The organism is Qaidamihabitans albus, assembly GCF_016464705.1.
GTDB lineage: Bacteria > Actinomycetota > Actinomycetes > Mycobacteriales > Pseudonocardiaceae > Qaidamihabitans > Qaidamihabitans albus.
In genome coordinates this window covers 130,247-150,967 of record NZ_JAEHOB010000001.1, presented here as the reverse complement: position 1 = coordinate 150,967, position 20,721 = coordinate 130,247, and the positions used below count along the sequence as shown (strand labels likewise).

At 70.4% G+C, this 20,721-nt stretch carries 18 protein-coding genes; 12 read left to right on the top strand and 6 right to left on the bottom strand.

Translation table 11 applies throughout. The features are described 5' to 3' along the window. Window positions 1-18: 18 nt before the first annotated feature. Together JAP66_RS00710 and JAP66_RS00705 are read right to left on the bottom strand one after the other, a co-directional pair. The gene (locus JAP66_RS00710; protein WP_199429076.1) at window positions 19-1,110 is read right to left on the bottom strand and encodes a methyltransferase domain-containing protein; all 1,092 of its coding nucleotides are present in this window, start codon (window positions 1,108-1,110) and stop codon (window positions 19-21) included. Window positions 1,111-1,355: 245 nt separating this feature from the next. Then, a complete protein-coding gene (locus tag JAP66_RS00705) occupies window positions 1,356-2,774 on the bottom strand; it encodes a M20/M25/M40 family metallo-hydrolase (protein ID WP_307849381.1) in 1,419 nt (472 codons plus the stop codon). A 137-nt stretch (window positions 2,775-2,911) separates the two neighbouring features. On the opposite strand from JAP66_RS00705, the gene JAP66_RS00700 reads away from it, so the two are divergent. The 6 genes from JAP66_RS00700 to JAP66_RS00675 are packed head-to-tail and all read left to right on the top strand — an operon-like array spanning window position 2,912 to window position 9,611. Beyond that, on the top strand, window positions 2,912-3,700 hold the full coding sequence (locus JAP66_RS00700) for an ABC transporter ATP-binding protein (RefSeq protein ID WP_199429998.1): 789 nt from the start codon (window positions 2,912-2,914) through the stop codon (window positions 3,698-3,700). Continuing rightward, window positions 3,688-4,482: an ABC transporter ATP-binding protein gene (locus JAP66_RS00695; protein WP_199429072.1), complete on the top strand. Its 795-nt coding sequence runs from the start codon at window positions 3,688-3,690 to the stop codon at window positions 4,480-4,482. The genes JAP66_RS00700 and JAP66_RS00695 overlap by 13 nt, the downstream gene beginning before the upstream one ends. After that, window positions 4,479-6,323 (top strand): AMP-dependent synthetase/ligase, encoded by a 1,845-nt coding sequence (locus tag JAP66_RS00690; RefSeq protein ID WP_199429070.1) that lies wholly within the window; start codon window positions 4,479-4,481, stop codon window positions 6,321-6,323. The genes JAP66_RS00695 and JAP66_RS00690 overlap by 4 nt, the downstream gene beginning before the upstream one ends. Next, the gene (locus JAP66_RS00685) at window positions 6,320-7,216 is read left to right on the top strand and encodes a branched-chain amino acid ABC transporter permease (RefSeq protein WP_199429069.1); all 897 of its coding nucleotides are present in this window, start codon (window positions 6,320-6,322) and stop codon (window positions 7,214-7,216) included. Before JAP66_RS00690 ends, JAP66_RS00685 begins: the two co-directional genes overlap by 4 nt. Beyond that, entirely contained in the window at window positions 7,216-8,313 is a 1,098-nt protein-coding gene (locus JAP66_RS00680) for a branched-chain amino acid ABC transporter permease (RefSeq protein WP_199429067.1), read from the top strand. Before JAP66_RS00685 ends, JAP66_RS00680 begins: the two co-directional genes overlap by 1 nt. Window positions 8,314-8,327: 14 nt before the next feature. Further along, the gene (locus JAP66_RS00675; protein WP_199429065.1) at window positions 8,328-9,611 is read left to right on the top strand and encodes an ABC transporter substrate-binding protein; all 1,284 of its coding nucleotides are present in this window, start codon (window positions 8,328-8,330) and stop codon (window positions 9,609-9,611) included. Window positions 9,612-9,617: 6 nt separating this feature from the next. On the opposite strand, the gene JAP66_RS00670 is transcribed toward JAP66_RS00675, so the two are convergent. After that, a complete protein-coding gene (locus JAP66_RS00670; protein ID WP_199429063.1) occupies window positions 9,618-11,027 on the bottom strand; it encodes a M20/M25/M40 family metallo-hydrolase in 1,410 nt (469 codons plus the stop codon). Between the two features lie 364 nt (window positions 11,028-11,391). Between JAP66_RS00670 and pdhA the strand changes: the two genes are divergently transcribed. From pdhA to JAP66_RS00650, 4 genes are all read left to right on the top strand, one after another. Then, the gene (pdhA, locus tag JAP66_RS00665; RefSeq protein ID WP_199429061.1) at window positions 11,392-12,630 is read left to right on the top strand and encodes a pyruvate dehydrogenase (acetyl-transferring) E1 component subunit alpha; all 1,239 of its coding nucleotides are present in this window, start codon (window positions 11,392-11,394) and stop codon (window positions 12,628-12,630) included. Then, a complete protein-coding gene (locus tag JAP66_RS00660) occupies window positions 12,630-13,658 on the top strand; it encodes an alpha-ketoacid dehydrogenase subunit beta (protein ID WP_199429059.1) in 1,029 nt (342 codons plus the stop codon). Before pdhA ends, JAP66_RS00660 begins: the two co-directional genes overlap by 1 nt. A 15-nt stretch (window positions 13,659-13,673) precedes the next feature. Continuing rightward, window positions 13,674-15,023, top strand: coding sequence for a dihydrolipoamide acetyltransferase family protein (locus tag JAP66_RS00655; protein WP_199429057.1), 1,350 nt, complete (start codon window positions 13,674-13,676; stop codon window positions 15,021-15,023). A 133-nt stretch (window positions 15,024-15,156) separates the two neighbouring features. Continuing rightward, window positions 15,157-15,624: an FxsA family protein gene (locus JAP66_RS00650; protein ID WP_199429055.1), complete on the top strand. Its 468-nt coding sequence runs from the start codon at window positions 15,157-15,159 to the stop codon at window positions 15,622-15,624. A 3-nt stretch (window positions 15,625-15,627) separates the two neighbouring features. Here the strand turns inward: JAP66_RS00650 and JAP66_RS00645 are convergent, their stop codons facing one another. Then, a complete protein-coding gene (locus JAP66_RS00645; RefSeq protein WP_307849415.1) occupies window positions 15,628-16,173 on the bottom strand; it encodes an SCP2 sterol-binding domain-containing protein in 546 nt (181 codons plus the stop codon). A 181-nt stretch (window positions 16,174-16,354) separates the two neighbouring features. Here JAP66_RS00645 and JAP66_RS00640 point away from each other — a divergent pair, with 181 nt between their 5' ends. Beyond that, window positions 16,355-17,011: a TetR/AcrR family transcriptional regulator gene (locus tag JAP66_RS00640; RefSeq protein WP_199429053.1), complete on the top strand. Its 657-nt coding sequence runs from the start codon at window positions 16,355-16,357 to the stop codon at window positions 17,009-17,011. A gap of 34 nt (window positions 17,012-17,045) precedes the next feature. Here JAP66_RS00640 and JAP66_RS00635 read toward each other — a convergent pair whose 3' ends face one another. Continuing rightward, window positions 17,046-17,894, bottom strand: coding sequence for a MaoC/PaaZ C-terminal domain-containing protein (locus tag JAP66_RS00635; protein ID WP_199429051.1), 849 nt, complete (start codon window positions 17,892-17,894; stop codon window positions 17,046-17,048). Window position 17,895: 1 nt separating this feature from the next. Next, entirely contained in the window at window positions 17,896-19,242 is a 1,347-nt protein-coding gene (locus JAP66_RS00630; RefSeq protein WP_199429049.1) for a 3-oxoacyl-ACP reductase, read from the bottom strand. 99 nt (window positions 19,243-19,341) lie between these two features. On the opposite strand from JAP66_RS00630, the gene JAP66_RS00625 reads away from it, so the two are divergent. Beyond that, on the top strand, window positions 19,342-20,679 hold the full coding sequence (locus tag JAP66_RS00625; RefSeq protein ID WP_199429047.1) for an acetyl-CoA C-acetyltransferase: 1,338 nt from the start codon (window positions 19,342-19,344) through the stop codon (window positions 20,677-20,679). The last annotated feature ends 42 nt before the right edge of the window (window positions 20,680-20,721 follow it).

The following is a 20,721-nucleotide window of genomic DNA, read 5'->3' as shown; positions in this document are numbered from 1 at the left end:
CGTGAGTGCCTACGCGAGTTAGAACTCGGGTGGGCACTCACGAGGTGGCCGGACCGGTTCCAGCCGGACGATCTCCGGATGCGTCCCGGACAGGCTGACCGGACGGCGCTCCCGCGGCACCAGCCCGGCCCTCGCCGCCTCGGCCAGGTGGCGGTCGGGGTCCGGCAGCAGCAGCACCGTCGTGCCGTCCGGCCGCAGCACCCTGCGCAGCTCTCGCCAGAACCACCGGGGGTTCCTGGCAAGTGTCCCGGACGGTGGCACCTGCCGGTTCCACGGTGGGTTGCTCACCACCATGTCGACCGTGCCCGTCGGCACCGGTAGCCGGCCGGCGTCGGCCACCGCCCAGCCGACGCCGGTGCCCGCACCGTTGGCGGTCGCCGCCGCCACCGCCGCCGGGTCGCGGTCGTAGCCGACGATGGAGAGCGTGTGCTCGGTCAGCGCCGCCTCGATCGGGATGGTGCCTGCCCCGCAAAAGGGATCCAGCAGCCGGGCACCGTTGACCGGGCGGGCCAGCCGCACCAGTGCCCCCGCCAACGGCGGATGCAGGCTGCCCGGGCGGGATATCCGGCGGTAGTCCCTCCGGTGCGCAGGACGCGCGCCGATTCGCAGCGCCAGGACGGCACGGTCGTCGGCCACCGTGACCCGCCAGGAGAGCCCGCCCGGCGGTGGAGCCACTCCGCCACGCCTGCTGCGGTACGGCAACCCGGTGCCGGCGGCCAGTGGCTCACCGACCGCGTCTTCGATGTCGTACCGGGTGTAGTTGCGGCGTCCGAGGAAGGACGCCGAGACGTCCACGCTGCCCGGCGCAGCCGCACCTCCGCATCGACGGCGAAGAGCCAGCAGTGGCCGCACCGGCAGTTCCCCGGCTGCCCGCGCCAGCAGCCGCAGGTCGGCCCGGCTGCGGCCGATCCCCGTCACCGTGGCCCCCACGAGAAACACGTCGTCCGCGCAGCGCAGGCCGAGCACCGCCGGACCGGGCGCGGCGCAGCGGAACCACACCTCGCGATGTCCCAGGTGTTCGACCCGGCCCAGCCCGCCACAGCGAATTTCCTCCGCCACCACCGGCTCGATGCCCCGAATCGTCCGCGCCACCAGGCGCGCGGCCGTCACGGCGTGACGACGGCGCCTGGACGCGGTGCAGCGCCGGCGCGCGGGCGCGCCGGTACCCGAAAGATCATTGATCTTCTCCCACGTCGCGACCCGGAGCGGTCTGCCGCACCGCTCCGCATCGCTGGCGAGGGGATGTCCGCGACTCGCCAGCGGCCGCGTCAGACTCGGAAGAAGAAACTCATGACCGCGATCATAACCGAAGGGAGCACTGTCCTACCTGCGGGAAAAGCTGGCCGCAACGAGGGTCACGAGGTGGCGTGGGCGTGCAGCAGGTGGGCGACGGCCTCGGTCACCCGCTGCGCGTGGGGCAGGTTCAGCCACTCGTCCGGCACGTGGGCGTTGGAGTCCGGGCCGAGCGCACCGGTCACCAGGAACTGCGCGTCCGGGTACTTCTTGCCGAGCAGGCCCATGAACGGGATCGAGCCGCCGAGGCCGACGGCCCGCCACGGGGCGCCGAACACGCCGTCGCTCACGGCGTCCAGCCCGGCCGCCAGCCAGGGCGCCGTCTCGGGCGCATTCCAGCCGTCGGCGCTCTCGTCGCCGACGATCTCGACCGTCGCCGAGTACGGGACGTCGGTGGTGAGCGCCTTCCGCACGGCCGCGAGCGCGGCCGCCGAGTCGGCGGTCGGTGGCAGCCGGAAGCCCAGCGCGAGCGTGGTGGAATCGCGCAGCACGTTGCCCGCGTCGGCCGCCTCGGGCAGTCCCGAGGCGCCGATGACGGACAGCGAGGGCCGCCACCCGTTGTTCAGCAGCAACTCGACCTCGTCCTCGGCGACGGTCCTGGTGTCGCCGTGCAGCGGGAACGAGCCCCTGACCGCCCCGGGGGCGACCTCGGCGGTGGCCTTCGCCTCCGCCACGCGGTTCGCCGGGATCTCGACGTTGCACTCTGCCAGGGTGATCTCGCCCGTCTCGGCGTCCTCGAGCCGGTCGAGGAGCCGGCGCAGCACCCGGAAGGAACTGGGCACGATCCCGCCGGCCAGACCCGAGTGCTGCGCGGATCCGAGCACGCGCACGGTCACGTGCACCTGCAGCAGGCCCCGCAGGCTCGTGGTCAGCCACAGCCGCTCGTAGTCGTTGCCGCCCGAGTCGAGGCAGACCACGAACGAGACCTGGCCGAGCCGGTCGCTGAGGTGGTCGAGGTAGGCGGGCAGGTCCGGGCTGCCGGACTCCTCACCGGTCTCCAGCAGGACGACGGCCCGCGCGTGCCCGCCACCGGCCGCGCGGACGGCCTCCAGCGCGGCCGTCGCCGCGTAGCCTGCGTAGCCGTCGTCAGCCGATCCCCGGCCGTAGAGACGATCGTCGCGGACCACCGGGGTCCACGGGCCCAGACCGTCGGACCAGCCCCCGAGCGGCGGCTGCTTGTCGAGGTGGCCGTAGAGCAGCACGGTTCCCCGGTCCTCGGCGCCCTCGGTCGCCGGGACGTCCAGCAGCAGCACCGGGCTGCGGCCCTCGAGGCGGACCACGTCGACGCGCGCGCCGGGGATCTCCCGCGCGGCGAGCCAGCTCCTGACGTGGCCGACGGCGGCGTCCAGGTGCCCGGTGCCCGCCCAGTCGGGATCGAACGACGGCGAAAGGGCAGGGATCTCCACCAGGCGGGACAGGCTGGGCAGGATGTCGTCGGCCCAGAGCGCTCGAACGGTGTCTCGTACGGTTCGCGATTCCACGCCGCCATCCTGCCATCCGGCTGGAAGGTCACAGTTCGGCTCGGCTCTTGCTCGCACGCATGGTAAGCGCATAACGTCCGTATTCGTTGTGATCCACATCACTTTGGCAACTAAGGAGTGGATCCTTGGCGCCACCCATGCTCTCCGTGAGCAACCTCGAAGTCGTCTACGACGACGTGGTGCTCGTCCTCCGCGGGTTGAGCCTGCGAGTCCCCACGGACTCGATCGTCGCGCTGCTCGGCGCGAACGGCGCCGGGAAGACCACTCTCCTGCGTGCGGTCACCGGCCTGCTGACGCCGCACCGCGGCAAGATCACCAAGGGCACGGTGCGGCTCGGGGACGCCGACATCACCGCGGCCGACCCTGCCGACGTGGTGCGCAAGGGCATCGCGCAGGTCATGGAGGGCAGGCGGGTCTTCGCCGAGATCACCGTCGACGAGAACCTGCGGGCCGGGGCGTACACCCGCCGCTCGCGCGCGGAGATCCAGGAGTCCTACACCCGCGTGCTCGACCTGTTCCCGGTGCTGGCGCAGCGCCGCAGGTCCGTCGCGGGCTACCTGTCCGGCGGCGAGCAGCAGATGCTCGCGATCGGCAGGGCGCTCATGGCACAGCCCAGGCTGTTGCTGCTCGACGAGCCCTCGCTCGGGCTCGCGCCGAAGCTCGTCGAGCAGGTTCGCGACATCGTCGTGCAGATCAACCGGCAGGGCACGAGCGTGCTGCTGGTGGAGCAGAACGCGGTGATGGCGCTGGAGATCGCCGACTCGGGTTACGTGTTGGAGACCGGGCAGGTCGTCAAGGACGGCCCGGCCGCGGAGCTGCTGGCCGACGAGGACATCCGCGAGTTCTATCTCGGTTCGGCCGGCGGCGAACGGCGCTCCTTCGCCAAGGTCAAGAGCTACCGGAGGAAGAAGCGATGGAGCGCGTGAGTGAGCCGTCGGAAACGGGCGCGCTGCTCGAGGTGCGCGACCTCACCCTGCACTTCGGTGGCGTGACGGCGCTGGACAGCGTCGGCTTCGAGGTGCGGCGGGGCGAGCTGTTCGCGGTGATCGGCCCGAACGGTGCAGGCAAGACCTCCATCTTCAACTGCCTCAACGGCGTCTACCGCCCGCAGCGGGGCACGATCGCGCTGGACGGCCGCTCGCTGCTCGGACGGGCGCCTGCGGAGATCGCCACCCTCGGCGTGGCGCGCACGTTCCAGAACCTCGGCCTGTTCGGGCACCTCACCGTCGTCGAGAACCTGATGCTCGGCAGGCACCACCTGATGCGGACGGGGTTCTTCTCGGGGATGTTCTGGTGGGGCAGGGCCAAACGCGAGGAGGTGGCGCACCGGGCCGCGGTCGAGGAGATCGTGGAGCTGCTCGAACTGGAGCCCTACCGCCGGATGCCCGCCGGGATGCTGCCCTACGGCGTGGCCAAGCGCACGGAGCTGGGCCGCGCGCTGGCGATGCGGCCGCGGCTACTGCTGCTCGACGAGCCCGTCGCCGGGATGAACCTCGAGGAGACCGAGGACACCGCCCGCTACCTCCTCGAAGCCCGCCGCGAGCTGGGGCTCGCGATGATCCTCGTGGAGCACGACATGAGCCTGGTGATGGATCTCGCCGACCGGGTGCTGGCACTGGACTTCGGGGTCGCCATCGCCACTGGCGAGCCGGGCGAGATACAGGAGAACCCGCAGGTGATCGAGGCCTACCTCGGCGGTGCGGCATGAGTGCGCACGCGGTCGTGAGTGGCGACACGAGTTCTAACTCGGGTGCGCACTCACGAGCCACGCTGCCCGGCAAGCTGCTGGAGAACGCCCGCGACCGGGGCTCCGCGGTGGCGCTGCGCGAGAAGCACCGCGGGCTCTGGCGCGAGTGGACGTGGGCGGAGTACGCCGCCCGGGTCGCCAACGTCGCCGCCGGGCTGCGGGAGCTCGGCGTCGGGCCCGGCGACCGCGTGGCGATCCACGCCGAGAACCGGCCGGAGTGGGTGATCGCCGACCTCGCCGTGCAGGGCCTCGGGGCGCAGTGCGTCGGCATCTACCCGACCTCGCCGGAGGCCGAGGTCGAGTACCTGCTCGCGCACTCCCGCTGCCGGGTGCTCGTCACCGAGGACGAGGAACAGCTCGACAAGGCCGTCGCCGTGCTCGACCGGCTGCCCGCGCTGGAACACATCGTGCTGATCGACCCGCGCGGCGTCGACCTGGCGGCCTCCGGGCCGGTCACGTTCGCGGACCTCGAAGAACGCGGTGCGGCGGCCACCGACCCGGCCGCCGCCTACGCCGGGTCCGTCGCCGCGCTCGACGAGTCCGCGACCGCGATCATCGTCTACACCTCCGGCACCACCGGACCGCCCAAGGGCGCGCTGATCTCCCACGCCAACCTGGTCGCCTCGGGCCGCACGTTCGTCGAGGCGCTCGGCGGCAGGCCGGACGACGAGGTGCTCAGCTACCTGCCGCTCTGCCACATTGCGGAGCGGCTGACGTCGGTGATCGACTCGGTGTGGGCGGGGTCGGTGGTCAACTTCGGCGAGGGCGGCCCTTCCTTCGCCCACGACCTCCGCGACGTGCAGCCCACGGTGTTTCTCGGCGTGCCGCGGGTCTGGGAGAAGATGCTCGCCGGCGTCGAGAGCCGGATGACGGACGCGAGCAGGCTCAAGCGCGCGACCTACCGCTTCTGCCTGCGCCAGGGCAGGCGTATCGCGCCACGGCGGATGCGCGGCGAGGCGACCCTCGCCGACCGGATGCTGCGCGCCCTGTGCGAGCTGCTCGTCTTCCGGCCGCTGCGGGAACGGCTCGGCCTGGTCAGGGTGCGCGTGGCGGTCAGCGGTGCGGCACCGATCGCGCCACAGGTGCTGGAGTACCTGTGGGCCATCGGGGTGCCGGTGCGCGAGGGCTACGGGCAGACCGAGAACACGGCGATCTGCACGCTCACCCCGGCCGGCGACGTGCGGCTCGGCTCGGTCGGCACCGCGCTGCCCGGTGTGGAGCTGCGGATCGCCGCGGACGGCGAGATCCTGACCCGCTCGGCGGGCGTGTTCTCCGGCTACCTCGACAATCCGGAGGCCACGGCGGCGACCGTCGACGAGGACGGCTGGCTGCACACCGGGGACGTCGGGGAGATCGACCACGACGGGTTCCTGCGGATCACCGACCGCAAGAAGGACATCCTCATCACCGCGGGCGGGAAGAACATCTCCCCTTCGGAGATCGAGAACCGGCTCAAGGTCTCGCCCCACATCCGCGAGGCCGTGGTGATCGGCGACCGCCGCAAGTACCTCACCGCACTGATCGGCATCGAGCTGGACACCGTCGGGGACTGGGCCCGGCGCCGCGGGCTGGACTACACCACCTACGCGGACCTGTCCGCGAAGCCGGAGGTGCGCGCACTCGTCGAGAGCGTGGTCGCCGAGATCAACCACGGGCTGGCGAGCGTCGAGCAGCTCAAGCGCTTCACGCTCATCACCAAGGAACTCGATCACACCGACGGCGAGCTGACCGCGACGCAGAAGGTGAAGCGCCGGGCCGTCGAGCGCCGCTTCGAGACCGAGATCGAGGCGATGTACCGGTGACGACCTTTCTGCAGAACTGCTTCGCGGGCCTCTCGCTCGGCTCCACGTACGCACTCGTGGCGCTGGGCTTCGTGGTGATCTACAAGTCGACCGGCGTGATCAACTTCGCGCAGGGCGGGCTGCTCGCGCTGGGTGCCTACCTCGGCTACACCTTCTCCAACAACCTGGCCGTCGCGTTCGCCGTCGCGGTGCTGCTGTGCTGTGTGAGCGCCGCGCTCGTCGGTGCCACGTTCGAGCGGATCGTGCTGCGCCGCATGGTCGGCCAGCCGCCGTTCGCCGTCATCATGATCACCATCGGCCTGCTGTTCGTACTCGAACCGCTCATCACCGCGATCTGGGGCTTCGAGCACAAGCAGGTGAACAACCCGTGGAACATCCGCACCGTCGAGGCGTTCGGGCTCGTCTTCGGTGTACGGGACCTGTGGACGATCGGGCTCACCGCGGCCGTCGTGCTCGCGTTCTTCCTCTTCTTCCGGTTCTCCTCGCTCGGACTCGCGATGCGGGTCACCGCGTTCGACCCGGAGGCGGCGCTCGCGCAGGGCATCAGCGCACGGCGGGTCTACGCCGTGTCGTGGGCGATCGCGGCGGCACTGGCCGCGCTCGCCGGGATCCTGATGGCGGCCGGTCCTGGCGGGCTGACGCCGTCGATCGGGTTCATCGCGCTGGCCGCCTTCCCGGCGATGATCCTCGGCGGGATGGACTCGCCCGCGGGCGCCGTGCTCGGCGGGCTGATCATCGGCCTCGCCGAGGCGCTCACCCGCGGCTACCAGGACCGGCTGTTCTCCTGGGCGGGCGACAACGTCTCCGTCATCGTGCCCTACCTGCTGATGATCGTGATCCTGCTGATCCGGCCGTACGGACTGCTGGGCACCAGGGAAGTAAGGCGGATCTGATGGCCGGGGCGCACCGCAACATGACCCGCGGCTACGCCGACGAGCTGCGGCTGTTCGGCACGCCGTTGGCGCGCTTCGGGCTGGTCGCCATGATCGCCGTCTTCCTGCTGCTGCCGACGATCCTGCAGGACGACTTCTGGCTGTCGGTGCTCATCTACGTCGGGATCACCGCGATCGGCGCACTCGGGCTGAACCTGCTCACCGGCTACTGCGGGCAGATCTCCCTCGGGCACGCCTTCTTCATCGGCGCCGGGGCGTACGTGACCGCCCGCATCGGTGGCGATCTCGGCCTGCCGCTACCGGTGTGGCTGCTGGCCGCCGGCGTGGTGGGCGCCGTGCTCGGCGGCCTGATCGGACCGTTCGCACTGCGCCTGCGCGGCCACTACCTCGCCATCGTCACCCTCGGGCTGATCTTCATCGGCGAGCACCTGTGGCGCAACCTGACCCCGATCACCGGCGGCAACTCGGGCACGTCGGTGAACGCGCAGCCCGCGATCGGGCCAATCGACTTCGGTGGGCTGACGCTGCTCGGCGAGAGCTACTCGCGCAACCAGGGCTGGTTCTGGCTGGTGTGGGCACTCGTCGCGCTGGTGGCGTTGCTCGCGAAGAACCTCGTGCGCACACGGCCGGGGCGGGCGCTGCAGGCGGTGCGCGACCGCGACCAGGCCGCCGAGGTGATCGGCGTCCGCGCGGGCCGCTACAAGATCGGCGCGTTCATGCTCTCCAGCGCGATCGCTTCCGTCGCGGGTGCGCTGTTCGGGTCGTACCAGCAGTTCGTCAGTCCGGACGAGTGGAACCTGCTGCTGTCCATCCAGTACATCGCGATCGTGATCGTCGGGGGGCTGGGCACGATCTTCGGTTCTGTGCTCGGGGCGATCTTCGTCGGCGCGCTGCCCGCGCTCATCGACCGCTACAGCGACGCCATCCCCGGCGTGCGCACGAGCGTCGGCGGCGAGGGCTTCGTCAGCGTCTTCGCGCTCAACCAGGCCCTTTTCGGCCTGCTCATCGTTCTGTTCCTGGTGCTGGAGCCGCGGGGACTGGCCGGCATCTGGCTGCGGATCAAGGCCTACTTCAAGGCCTGGCCGTTCTCTTACTGACTCAAGGAGGCGTCATGGTGCGCACGAAGAGATGGAAGATCACGACGGCACTCGCCGCCACGGCGCTGCTCGCCGCGGCGTGCGGCGGCGCGGGAGAGGAGGGCGGCTCGGGGGGTGGCCAGGCGGGCGAACCCGGCACCACCGCCGGTTTCGACGGCACGACGATCAAGCTCGGCGTGCTCAGCCCGCTGTCCGGGCCGATCGCCGTGATCGGCCAGCCACTGACCGCGGGGAACAAGGTCTGGTTCGACCACCTCAACTCCCAGGGTGGCGTCGCAGGCAAGTACAAGGTCGAGCTGGTGCAGGAGGACACCCTCTACAAGCCCGACGTCACCGTGCAGCAGTACAACAAGACCAAGGGCGACGTCGTCGCGTTCACCCAGATCCTCGGCACGGCACCGACACTGGCCGTGCTGCCGTTGCTGGAGAGCGACAAGATGATCGCCGCGCCCGCGTCGCTCGACGCGATCTGGGTGCGGGAGGACAACCTGCTGCCGATCGGCGCGCCGTACCAGATCCAGTCGATCAACGCGATGGAGCACTACCTCAACGAGGGCGGCGGCTCGCCCGACTCGAAGATTTGCACGATGGTGCAGGACGACGTGTACGGCGAGGCCGGGCAGCAGGGCATCGAGTTCGCGGCGCAGGAGTACGGGTTCACGGTCGCCAACACCCAGCGGTTCAAGGTCGGCACCGAGAACTACGCGGGCCAGATCGGTGCGCTCGCGGGTGCGGGCTGCGAGATGGTCTTCCTGACCGCGACCCCCACGGACGCGGGAAAGATCTGGGGCACGGCGGCGCAGGCGCAGTTCGCGCCGCGGTGGTACGGGCAGTCGCCGAGCTTCGTCGGGGCGCTCGCCAAGTCGGCCGTCGCGCCGTACATGCAGCAGTACGTCACGATCGTGGCCGAGGGCACGGAGTGGGGCGACGAGTCGGTGCCCGGCATGAAGGACATGATCGACCGGGTGGAGCAGTACGCGCCGGAGCAGCAGCCGGACTACTACTTCGCGTTCGGCTACAACCAGGCCAGGGCGATGACCGCGCTGCTGGAGAAGGCGGTGGAGCGCGGCGACCTCTCCCGCGACGGGCTGCTCCAGGCGAGCCAGGAGCTCGGCACGGTGTCGTTCGACGGGCTCACCGGTGACTACGAGTACGGTCCGGCCGACACGCGCAACCCGCCCCGGTCCACCACGCTGTACTCGGTGGATCCGGGCAAGCCGTTCGGCCTGGCCACGCTGAAGTACGACTTCAGCTCCGAGGCGGCCGGGAAGTTCGAGTTCAAGAAGTCCGACACGTAACCGTGCTCAGGCGGTGGCGTGCGCGTGCAGGATGCGCGCCACCGCCTCGGTGACCCGTTCGGTCTGCTCCAGGTGCAGCCACTCGTCCGGCACGTGGGCGTTGTTGCCGGGCCCGCGGGGGCCGGTGACGACGAACTGCGCGTCCGGGTAGGCGCGGCCGAACAGCCCGAGGAACGGGATCGTGCCACCGAGCCCGAGCGCCCGCCACGGCTTGCCGAACACCTCGGCGCCCACCTCGTCCAGCGTGGTCTCCAGCCACGGAGCCCGTGCGGTGGCGTTCCAGCCGTCGGCGGCCTCGGCCCTGCCGATCTCCACCTGCGCGCCGAAGGGAACATCCGCGGTGAGCGCCTTCTCGATCGCCCGCAGCGCGGCGCCCGAGTCGGCGGTCGGCGGCAGCCGGAAGCTCAGCTTGAGGCTGGTGAACGGCCGCAGCACGTTGCCTGCGTCGGCCAGCGGTGGCAGGCCGGCCGCACCGGTCACCGACAGCGTCGTGCGCCAGGTGTTGTTCAGGACGAGCTCGACGGGGTCGGCGGTCACCGGGCGCACGCCGTCGGCGAGCGGGAGCTGCAGCGCGAGCAGTCCCTCCGCCACCGCGGTCCGCACCTCTTCGAGCCGGTCGGCCGGGATCTCCACGACGCACTCCGGGAGCTTGATCTCGCCGGTTCGCGGATCCTCGATCCGGTCGAGCAGCTCCCGCAGGACGCGGAAGGAGCTGGGCACGATGCCGCTGCCGTGCCCGGAGTGCACCCCGGATTCGAGGACCCGGACGGTGAGGTCGAGGAACGCGATGCCGCGCAACGAGGTGGCGAGCCACAGCCGCTCGTAGTCGGCGCCGGCCGTGTCGAGGCACACGACGAGCCCGACCCGGCCAAGCCGCCCGGCGAGGTGATCCAGGTAGGCGGCCAGGTCCGGGCTGCCCGACTCCTCGCCGGTCTCCAGCAGCACCACCGTGCGCGCGTGCCTGCCGCCCGCCGCGTGCAGCGCCTCCAGCGCGACGGCCGCGGCGTATCCGGCGTAACCGTCGTCTCCCGCGCCCCGGCCGTAGAGCCGCTCGTCCTTGACCACCGGCGTCCACGGGCCGAGCCCCGGCGACCACTCGCCCGCCGCGGGCTGCTTGTCCAGGTGGCCGTAGACGACGGCGGTCTCCTGGTTGGTGGCGTCGCGGGCGGGCACGTCGAGCAGCAGCACCGGCGTGCGGCCGGGCAGCTCGAGCACCTCGACGGAGGCGCCGCCGATCGGCCGCCGCGCGAGCCAGGCGCGCACGTGCTCAACCGCCGCGTGCAGCTGCCCGGTCCGCTGCCAGGCCGAGTCGAACGCCGGGGAGAGCGCCGGGATCTCGACGAAACCCGCCAGGCTCGTCAGCGCCTCGCGCCCCCACAGTCCGCGTACCGTCTCCCGCACCAGTCGCTCGTCCATGCCCCGATCGTGACACGAAACCGTTGTGGCACACGTCACAGTGCGCGCCGGCTCGTGAGTGCCCAGCCGCCTTCTAACTCGGGTGAACACTCACGAGGGCTGGTTGGCGGCGGCTCGCAAACCCGACTTTTGGCGGGCACACGGTCGGTCTTCCGAGCGTTTTCGCAGCTCAGCTACCGGTTTTGAACAACAAATCGGAATCAGGGGGTCACCAGCGCGGCCCCGTTCATGCCAGGATGGCGGCGTGAACCGTCACCGCCGACGGACACCCGAGCGCAACGGATCCGATGCGCAGGTGGGCGTCGGCGCAGTCGTAGCGGCCGCCACAAGTGGCCGCGCGGCACGACATCAAGGAGACAAGCGCATGTCGTCCCCCGAACAGTGGACGCACCCGGAGCCTGGCGCCGGACCGGCCGCGACAGCGGCGGAACCGACTCCAGAGCAGGTGATAGCGGGTTTGCGAGCAACAACAGAAGGTGGCGCTGAGCTCACTCAGCTGCTCACCCCCGAAGGCGAGCGGCTCGCCTCCTCCCCCTTCGACAGCTACGTCGCCGACATCGACGCCACGGCGCTGTGCGAGCTCTACCGGGACATGGTGCTGGTCCGCCGCGCCGACCGGGAGGCCAACGCGATGCAGCGGCAGGGCCAGCTCGGCATCTGGGTACCGCTGCTCGGCCAGGAGGCCGCACAGGTCGGCTCCGGCCGCGCGTTGCGGCCCAGTGACATGGCCTTCCCCAGCTACCGGGAGCACGGCGTCGCCTACACGCGCGGCATCGACTTCAGGGAGCTCCTGGGCATCTTCCGCGGCACCGACCACAGCAGCTGGGACTTTCAGAAGCACGGCTTCCACCCGTACACGATCGTCATCGGCAACCAGGTCCTCAACGCCACCGGCTACGCGATGGGGCAGAAGTTCGAGGGCAAGGTCGGCGACGACGACGGGGAGGCCACCATCGTCTACTTCGGCGACGGCGCCACCAGCCAGGGCGACGTGGCCGAGGGATTCGTCTGGGCCGCGGTCTACGACGCACCGGTCGTGTTCTTCTGCCAGAACAACCAGTGGGCGATCTCCGAGCCGACCGAACGCCAGTCGCGCCTGCCGCTCTACCAGCGCGCCCGCGGCTACGGCTTCCCCGGCATCCGGGTCGACGGCAACGACGTCCTCGCGTGCCTGGCCGTGTCCCGCTGGGCACTCGACGAGTGCAGGCACGGCAACGGACCCGTGCTGATCGAGGCTTTCACCTACCGGATGGACGCGCACACCACCACCGACGACCCGACGCGGTACCGGCTCTCCGACGAGCTCGAGGTGTGGAAGCACAAGGACCCCATCGAACGAGTCCGCGTGCACCTGGCCCGCACCGGCGGCGCGGACCAGGCCTTCTTCGACGATGTGCAGGCCGAGGCCGACCGGTTCGCCGCGGAGTTGCGCGACTTCTGTTTCAACATGCCCGACCCGCCGCCCGAGCGGATCTTCGCCAACGTGTACGCGGAATCCTCACCGGCGCTGGAGGCCCAGCGCGAGGAGTACCTCGCCTACCTGGAGGGTTTCGCCACCGAAGACTCGCTCGCGGGCTCGAGCACCGGGGCAGGTGAGCGATGATGGCGGCACCGGTGAAAGCCACAACGGATGGCGCGCCGTCGAGCGTGCAGAACCTGACCATCGGCAAGGCACTCAACCTCGGGTTGCGCGCGGCGATGGAGGCCGACGACAAGGTGCTGATCCTCGGTGAGGACGTCGGCAAGCTCGGCGGCGTCTTCCGGATCACCGACGGCCTGCAGAAGGACTTCGGGGAGCAGCGCGTGCTGGACACTCCGCTGGCCGAGTCGGGGATCATCGGCACGGCCATCGGGCTAGCCGTACGCGGGTTCCGCCCGGTGTGCGAGATCCAGTTCGAGGGCTTCATCTTCCCCGGCTTCGACCAGATCGTGAGCCAGCTGGCGAAGCTGCACTACCGGACCCAGGGCGGCGTCAGAGCTCCCGTGGTGATCCGGGTGCCCTTCGGTGGCGGGATCGGCGCGGTGGAGCACCACTCCGAGTCGCCGGAGTCACTGTTCGCGCACATCGCAGGCCTGAAGGTGGTCTCGTGCGCGAACCCGGTCGACGCGTACTGGATGATCCAGCAGGCCATCCGGAGCGACGATCCGGTGCTGTTCTTCGAACCGAAGCGGCTGTACCACTCGGGTGCCCTGAAGGCGCCGGTCGACACCACGGCAACGCCCGACCCGCTGTTCGCCTCGCGGACGGTGCGCCGGGGTTCGACCGCGACGCTGGTCGCGTACGGGCCCTCGGTGAAGGTGTGCCTCGACGCCGCGACGGCGGTCGAGGAGGACGGCACCTCACTCGAGGTGATCGACCTGCGGTCGCTGTCCCCGCTGGACCTCGAGCCGGTGTTCGAGTCGGTCCGCCGTACCGGCAGGCTGATCGCGGTCAGCGAGGCGCAGTCGGAGTCGTCGATCACCTCGGAGATCGCGGCCCGCGTCCAGCAGGAGTGCTTCTACTCGCTGGAGTCCCCTGTCCTGCGCGTCACCGGGTTCGACACGCCGTATCCGCCGTCGAAGCTGGAGGAGCACTTCCTCCCGGATCTCGACCGGGTACTGCACGCTGTCGACCGTGCGCTGGCGTGGTGAAGGGGTTAGCGAGAGATGCCTGACTACAAGCAGTTCCCCCTCGCCGACACCGCCGAGGGGCTGACCGAGGCCGAGATCCTCAACTGGCGGGTGCAGCCGGGTGACGAGGTGCAGGTCAACCAGATCGTCGTGGAGGTGGAGACCGCGAAGGCGGCGGTCGAGCTGCCGATCCCGTGGGCCGGTGTGGTCACCGAGTTGCTCGCCGAGCCGGGGCAGACGGTCGAGGTCGGTACGCCGATCCTGACCGTCGACACCGACCCGGGGGGCTCCGCGGGCCCGCCCGCCGACACCAACGGTGCGACGCCGGCGAAACCGGCGGAACCCGAGAGCGCCGAACCCGAGGGCGAGGAGGAGATGAAGCCCCTCGTCGGGTACGGCTCGAAGACGGTCGTCGCCAAGCGCCGCCCCCGCACCGCCCCGCAGCCACAAACTGCCATGAACGACTCGTTACCGGCGAAAAGTGCCGGTAACGAGTCGTTCATGGCAACGGAGGGGGAGTACGTGCCGCTGGCGAAGCCTCCGGTGCGCAAGCTGGCCAAGGACCTCGGCGTGGACCTGCGGACGGTGACCGGCTCCGCCGACGGCGGCGTCATCACCCGGGAGGACGTCGAGCGCGCCGCGAACGGAGCGGCGGCCGCGCCGGCTGCGGCCATCACCGAACCCGGGGCGCGGGAACACCGGGTTCCGGTCAAGGGCGTCCGCAAGGCCACCGCACAGGCGATGATGGAGAGCGCGTTCACCGCGCCGCACGTCACGGAGTTCCTGACCATCGACGTCACGCCGATGATGGAGCTGCGGGAGAAGCTCAAGCGCGACCCGGCCTTCGCCGGCGTGAAGCTGACCCCGCTGGCCTTCGCGGCGAAGGCCGTGTGCCTGGCCGTGCGGCGGACGCCCGATGTCAACGCCGTGTGGGACGCCGAGGCCGCCGAGATCGTCTACAAGGACTACGTGCACCTCGGGATCGCCGCGGCGACCCCGCGCGGGCTGGTGGTGCCGAAGGTGCGCGACGCGGACCGGATGTCCCTGGTCGAGCTCGCGGCCGCGCTCGACGAGCTCACCGGCACCGCACGCGAGGGCAAGACCCCGCCCGGCGACATGGTGAACGGCACGTTCACGATCACCAACGTGGGCGTGTTCGGCGTCGACACCGGCACGCCGATCATCAACCCGGGAGAGTCGGCGATCCTGGCGGTCGGCGCCATCCGCGACATGCCGTGGGTCGTCGACGGTGAGCTCGCCGTGCGCAAGGTGATGCAGCTGTCGCTGAGCTTCGACCACCGGGTGGTCGACGGCCAGCAGGGCTCGCAGTTCCTCGCCGACGTCGGTGCGCTGCTCGCCGATCCTTCGGTGGCCATCACCTACTGACCGCGTCCGGTCGTGAGTGCCTGCGCGGGTTCGCAGTGTCTTGCGGAGTCTTGCGGACACCCGCACCCGGGCGATGTGGGCACTCACGACCGGCGCCGGGAGCAAATCGGGCAGCCCAGACGTTGTCATGGGTATGGCCGTCGTGTTTTTGCTCTACGTCATCGCCGAGGTGGCCGCCGTCTGGGCGGTCGCGTCCGCGATCGGCTTCATCCCGACGCTGGGGGTGCTGCTGGCCGGCGCCTTCCTCGGCTCGTGGCTCGCCCGCCGCGAGGGAGGCAAGGCCGCGCGTGCCTTCATGACCACCGCCCGCGCAGGCAGGCCCGCGCATGCCGAGGTGACCAACGGCATGCTCGTCGGGCTGGGCGGGCTCCTCATCCTGCTGCCCGGCTTCGTCAGCGACGTCGCCGGCCTGCTGCTCCTGCTCCCGCCGACCAGGGGCATCGTCCGCCGCGCCTGGGTGCGCCGGATCGAACGAAGGGCGCCTGCCGCCTACCGGACCAACCAGGTGATCGTCGTCGACAGCGAGGTGGTGGACGAGCCGCGGCGCGAACAGAACCCGCCGCCGCACCCTCCGCAACACCCGGTGATCGACTCCTGGTGAGACCTACCCGGGTTTCGGGATGTCGAAGTAGTTGCTGAACCGGACGGCAGGCGCGTACTCGCCCTTGACCTTGACCTTGCCGGTCACGAACATCGTCGCCACCGCCGCGTTGCCCGTCGCGAGCTGGATGAAGTCCTCCGCCGCCACCGTGATGGTCGTGTCGGGCGAGCGGCCGAGGTCGGCGCTGGACACGCACGTGCCCTCCTCGATCACGGTCTGGAACCGGTCGTAACCGTCCTCCCCGGCTCCTTCGGGAAAGCGCCAGCCGATCACCACGTTGACGGGTCCGGCCTTTTCCGGCACGAAATGGTCCGACATCCGGCGGAAAATCTCGTCGAGAAACACCTGGCGTAATTCCGGATGCTCGGCGATGCCCCTGATCTGCTCCTTCGACGCGTTCCGCACGATATCGGCGAGCACCTCGGTGGAGAGCTTGCCCAGTTCTATACCGGCGCCCGTCGCACCCAGCATGTGCAGCGTTTCCAGCAGGCGGACGAACTGCCCGGCCGTCAGTGCCCGCACGTCGATCTCGCGGGCGAAGTCGTCGATCACATGCCCATTCGGCGCGGCGGCCACCGGGTAACGTGACCGCCGGGGAAAACGGACTCGGCGCCACCAGTTTTCCGTGGACACGGCCTCAGGTTACTTGCGGGTAGGGAGACCGGCAAGCGCACCGAAATGCGAAGGGAACCGGCCGAACAGGTAGCGTTTCCCAGCACAGGAGGTACGCGTGTCGGAGGAAGCCAAGCGTTCGCCCGAACGGGCTAAACGGTTACCCAGATCGGTCCGGGAGAAACAGATTCTGGACGCCGCGGTGCGGGTCTTCTCCCGCTACGGCTACCACTCCGCGTCGATGGACGAGATCTCCGACGTCGCCGGGGTGTCGAAGCCGATGATCTACAGCTACCTCGGCGCGAAGGAGGACCTGTTCACCCACTGCATCCGCCGGGAGGCCAACCGGCTGCTGGAGGCGGTGCAGGCGGGCATCAAGCCGGACGTGGCCCCCGACATGCAGCTGTGGCACGGCCTGCGGTCGTTCTACGGCTTCGTCGCCGAGTACCGGGAGTCCTGGATCGTGCTGCACCGGCAGGCGCTGACCGTTGGCGGCCCGTTCGCCGACGAGATCAACGTGATGCGGAGCAGGGCCGTCGCGCTCGTGTCCACACTCGTGGTGTCGGCAGGCGCCCGCAGGGGGCTTGGACACCAGGCCGAGTTCTCCGGTGAGGGGCTGGCCGCCGCGCTCGTGGGCGCCGCGGAGTCACTCGCCGACTGGTGGCTGGACCACTCCGACGTCTCCGACGGCGTGCTGGCTTCGTGGCTGATGAACCTGGTCTGGCTCGGATTCAACGACCTGGTGGAGGGCGAGGTCTGGCGGCCCGTCGAGTAACGGGTCGTGAGTGGCTCCGCGAGTTGGAACGCTGTTACGCACTCACGAGGCTGCCTTCGAGATGCGGCTTCGGCTTGCGGGCGTTCCACAACTCGAACGCCCACCCGTCACCGTCCTGCCACGACGTGAAGGCGACCTTCGCCGGGAGCAGCACGGGCAGCTTGAACCGCACGTCGACGGTGTATGCCTCCGGCAACCTGCCCTCGAACGCGGCGAGACAGCGCGCCTTGCTCCACATGCCGTGCGCGATCGCCGCCGGGAAACCGAACGCCTTGGCCGTCAGCGGGTACAGATGGATCGGGTTGCGGTCGCCGGAGACCTCGGCGTAGCGGCGCCCGATGTCGCCGGGCACCCGCCACACCGCGTTCGGCGACGGTGCCGCGAGCTGTTCGCGCTTCTCGCCGGAACCACCACCGGAGCCACCGCGGCGCAGGTAGGTGCTCACGTCGGTCCACACCGGCTCTTCGCCGGCCACCAGCTCGGTCACCACGTCGAACTGCCTGCCCTTCTCGTGCGGGCGCAGCCGCTCCGCCCACACCCGCAGGGTGAACTCCTCACCGACGCGCACCGGCCTTCGCTGGGTGATCCGGTTCGCCACGTGCACCATGCCCAGCAGGGGAAACGGGAACGCGTCCTCGGTCATCAGAGCGACCTGCAGCGGGAACGCGAGGATGTGCGGATACGTCGCGGGCAGCTCACTGGAGAGCCGGAACCCGCAGACCCGGTTGTATGCCGCGAGGTGCGCGGGATCGGCGACGATGCCTGCCCGCCGGTACTCGATCTCCGGCAGCGTCTCGCCGCCGCTCTTGCGCAGGCCGCCGAGCGCCGCCTTCGGGTAGAGCGTCGCGAGGCTCGGCGTGGTGTGCAGCTCCTTGACGGTCATCTCACGCTCCCAGCAGTGCCTGGCCGCACACGCGGACCACGTTGCCGTTGACCGCCGACGACGCGGGACCGGCGTACCAGGCGATGGTCTCGGCGACGTCGACCGGCAGCCCGCCCTGCGCGAGGCTGGAGAGCCGCCGCCCGGCCTCGCGGATGAACAGCGGTACGGCGGCGGTCATCTTCGTCTCGATGAAGCCGGGCGCCACGGCGTTGATCGTGCCGCCGTACTCGGCCAGCCGCGGCGCGCCCTCCTGGACCATGCCGATCACGCCCGCCTTGCTGGTGGCGTAGTTGGTCTGGCCGACGTTGCCCGCGATCCCGGCGATCGAGGAGACGCCGATGATGCGGCCGTTCTCGTTCAGCACCTTGTCGCCGATCAGCTTGTCGTTCAGCGCGAGCGCCGCGTTGAGGTTGACGGCGAGCACCGCGTCCCAGCCGGCGTCGGTGAGGTTGCCGAGGGTCTTGTCCCTGGTGATGCCGGCGTTGTGCACCACGACGTCGACGCCGCCGTGCCGCTCACGCAGGTAGCCGGCGAGCTTCGCAGGCGCGTCGTCGGCCGTGATGTCGAGTTGCAGCGCCGAGCCGCCGATCCGGTTGGCGACCTGCGAGAGCTCACCGCCCTGCGCCGGCACGTCGAGCGCGACGACGTGCGCGCCGTCGCGTGCGAGCACCTCGGCGATCGACGCACCGATGCCCCGTGAGGCCCCGGTGACCACCGCGACCTTGCCGTCGAGCGGCTTCTCCCAGTTCGCGGGCGGCTGCACCCGCGGCACGGTGACCGTGCCGATCCGGATCACCTGGGCGTCGACGAACGCGGACCTGGCCGAGAGCAGGAAGCGCATCGTGGACTCGATGGCGTCCTCGGCGCCTTCGGCGACGTACACGAGCTGCGCGGTGGCGCCGCGCTTGAGCTCCTTGCCGACCGAGCGGACGAAGCCCTCGAGCGCGCGCTGGGCGATCCGTTCCCTGCCATCGGCCAGCTCCGGCGGCGTGCCGAGGACGACGACCCGGCCGGAAGCGCCGACCTTGCGGATCACCGGCTGGAAGAACGCGTACAGCTCACGCAGCGCGGCGGGATCGGTGATGCCGGTCGCGTCGAACACGAGAGCGCCGTAGCGCGTGTCGTCGCCCGCCGGGCCGGCAAGTACCTCGATGCCGGCGTCGGCCAGCCGCGACCGAAGCGTCTTCTCCAGCCGCCCACCCGGCGCGGCGCCCACGAATGCGGGACCATCGAGAGCGGGCTGCCCCGGCCGGTAGCGCCGCAGCACGGGCGGGTCCGGCAGGCCGAGCCTCGGCACGACCAACCTGCCGATCGGTGTCTTGGTGAACTGCTGGTACCTGTCCGCCATCGGATGCCTCCCGTGCCGATTGTGCCACTGCACACCATAACCTACTGGCGAGTAAGTTACACTCGCCAGCGGATGCGAGAATGCTGACCAGGAGGAGCCATGACCTCAGCGCAGAAGCCGGCGAGCGGCCGGACCAGGTCGAGCAGGAGCAGGGCCGGATCCACCCGGGGTGTCCGCAAGGTCGCGATCGTCGGCGCCAACCGGATCCCGTTCGCGCGATCCAACGGACCCTACGCCGACGCGTCGAACCAGGATATGCTCACCGCGGCACTCGACGGCCTGGTCAGCCGGTTCTCGCTACAGGGTGAGCGGCTCGGCGAGGTCGCGGCGGGCGCGGTGCTCAAGCACTCGCGCGACTTCAACCTCGCCCGCGAATGCGTACTGGGCAGCGCCCTCTCGCCGGCAACACCCGCCGCGGACGTGCAGATGGCCTGCGGCACCGGCCTGCAGGCCGTCATCAACGTCGCCAACAAGATCGCCCTCGGCCAGATCGACTCGGCCGTCGCGGGCGGGGTCGACACCACGAGCGACGCGCCGCTGGCCGTCAACGACGATCTGCGCAGGCTGCTCGTCCGGCTGAACGCGGCGAAGTCCGTCGGCCAGCGGCTCAAGCTGCTCACCAAGCTGCGGCCAGGGCACATCGTGCCGGAGATCCCGCAGAACGCCGAACCGCGCACGGGGCTGTCGATGGGCGAGCACGCCGCGCTCACCGCGAGCGTGTGGGACATCCCCCGGGAGGCACAGGACGAGCTCGCCGCGACGAGCCACCAGCGTCTCGCGGCCGCCTACGACCGCGGCTTCTTCGACGATCTGGTGACGCCGTACCTGAAGCTCACCACGGACCAGAACATGCGGCCGGACTCCACCGCGGAGAAGCTGGGCAAGCTCAAGCCCGCCTTCGGTGGGCAGGAGGGCACGATGACGGCGGGCAACTCCACTCCGCTCTCCGACGGCGCGTCCACGGTGCTGCTGGCCACGGAGGAGTGGGCGAAGCAGCGCAAGCTGCCGGTGCTGGCATACCTGACGTTCTCGCAGACCGCGGCCGTCGACTACGTGCACGGCGAGGAAGGTCTGTTGATGGCGCCCGCCTATGCGGTCCCGCGGATGCTGGCGAAGGCGGGCCTGTCCCTGCAGGACTTCGACTTCTACGAGATCCACGAGGCGTTCGCCTCGCAGGTCCTCGCCACGCTGCGGGCGTGGGAGGACCCGACGTTCGCCAAGGAGAAGCTGGACCTCGACTCGCCACCGGGCTCGATCGACCGCGCCAAGCTCAACGTCAACGGCTCCTCGCTCGCGGCGGGGCACCCGTTCGCCGCGACCGGCGGCCGGATCGTCGGCACGCTGGCGAAGCTGTTGCACGAGAAGGGCTCCGGGCGCGGGCTGATCTCGATCTGCGCGGCAGGCGGCCAGGGTGTCACAGCGATCCTGGAGAGGTAATTTCCGCCGATCGCTAAATCGAGCGACTTTTGTCGGTGCTCG

What these genes read in the sequence shown, in the direction of transcription:
- JAP66_RS00700 (WP_199429998.1), top strand. Translation starts at nt 2,912, where the DNA reads ATGCTCTCCGTGAGCAACCTCGAAGTCGTCTACGACGACGTGGTGCTC.
- JAP66_RS00695 (WP_199429072.1), top strand. Translation starts at nt 3,688, where the DNA reads ATGGAGCGCGTGAGTGAGCCGTCGGAAACGGGCGCGCTGCTCGAGGTG.
- JAP66_RS00690 (WP_199429070.1), top strand. Translation starts at nt 4,479, where the DNA reads ATGAGTGCGCACGCGGTCGTGAGTGGCGACACGAGTTCTAACTCGGGT.
- JAP66_RS00680 (WP_199429067.1), top strand. Translation starts at nt 7,216, where the DNA reads ATGGCCGGGGCGCACCGCAACATGACCCGCGGCTACGCCGACGAGCTG.
- JAP66_RS00675 (WP_199429065.1), top strand. Translation starts at nt 8,328, where the DNA reads ATGGTGCGCACGAAGAGATGGAAGATCACGACGGCACTCGCCGCCACG.
- JAP66_RS00670 (WP_199429063.1), bottom strand. Translation starts at nt 11,027, where the DNA reads ATGGACGAGCGACTGGTGCGGGAGACGGTACGCGGACTGTGGGGGCGC.
- pdhA (WP_199429061.1), top strand. Translation starts at nt 11,392, where the DNA reads ATGTCGTCCCCCGAACAGTGGACGCACCCGGAGCCTGGCGCCGGACCG.
- JAP66_RS00660 (WP_199429059.1), top strand. Translation starts at nt 12,630, where the DNA reads ATGGCGGCACCGGTGAAAGCCACAACGGATGGCGCGCCGTCGAGCGTG.
- JAP66_RS00655 (WP_199429057.1), top strand. Translation starts at nt 13,674, where the DNA reads ATGCCTGACTACAAGCAGTTCCCCCTCGCCGACACCGCCGAGGGGCTG.
- JAP66_RS00650 (WP_199429055.1), top strand. Translation starts at nt 15,157, where the DNA reads ATGGCCGTCGTGTTTTTGCTCTACGTCATCGCCGAGGTGGCCGCCGTC.
- JAP66_RS00635 (WP_199429051.1), bottom strand. Translation starts at nt 17,894, where the DNA reads ATGACCGTCAAGGAGCTGCACACCACGCCGAGCCTCGCGACGCTCTAC.
- JAP66_RS00630 (WP_199429049.1), bottom strand. Translation starts at nt 19,242, where the DNA reads ATGGCGGACAGGTACCAGCAGTTCACCAAGACACCGATCGGCAGGTTG.
- JAP66_RS00625 (WP_199429047.1), top strand. Translation starts at nt 19,342, where the DNA reads ATGACCTCAGCGCAGAAGCCGGCGAGCGGCCGGACCAGGTCGAGCAGG.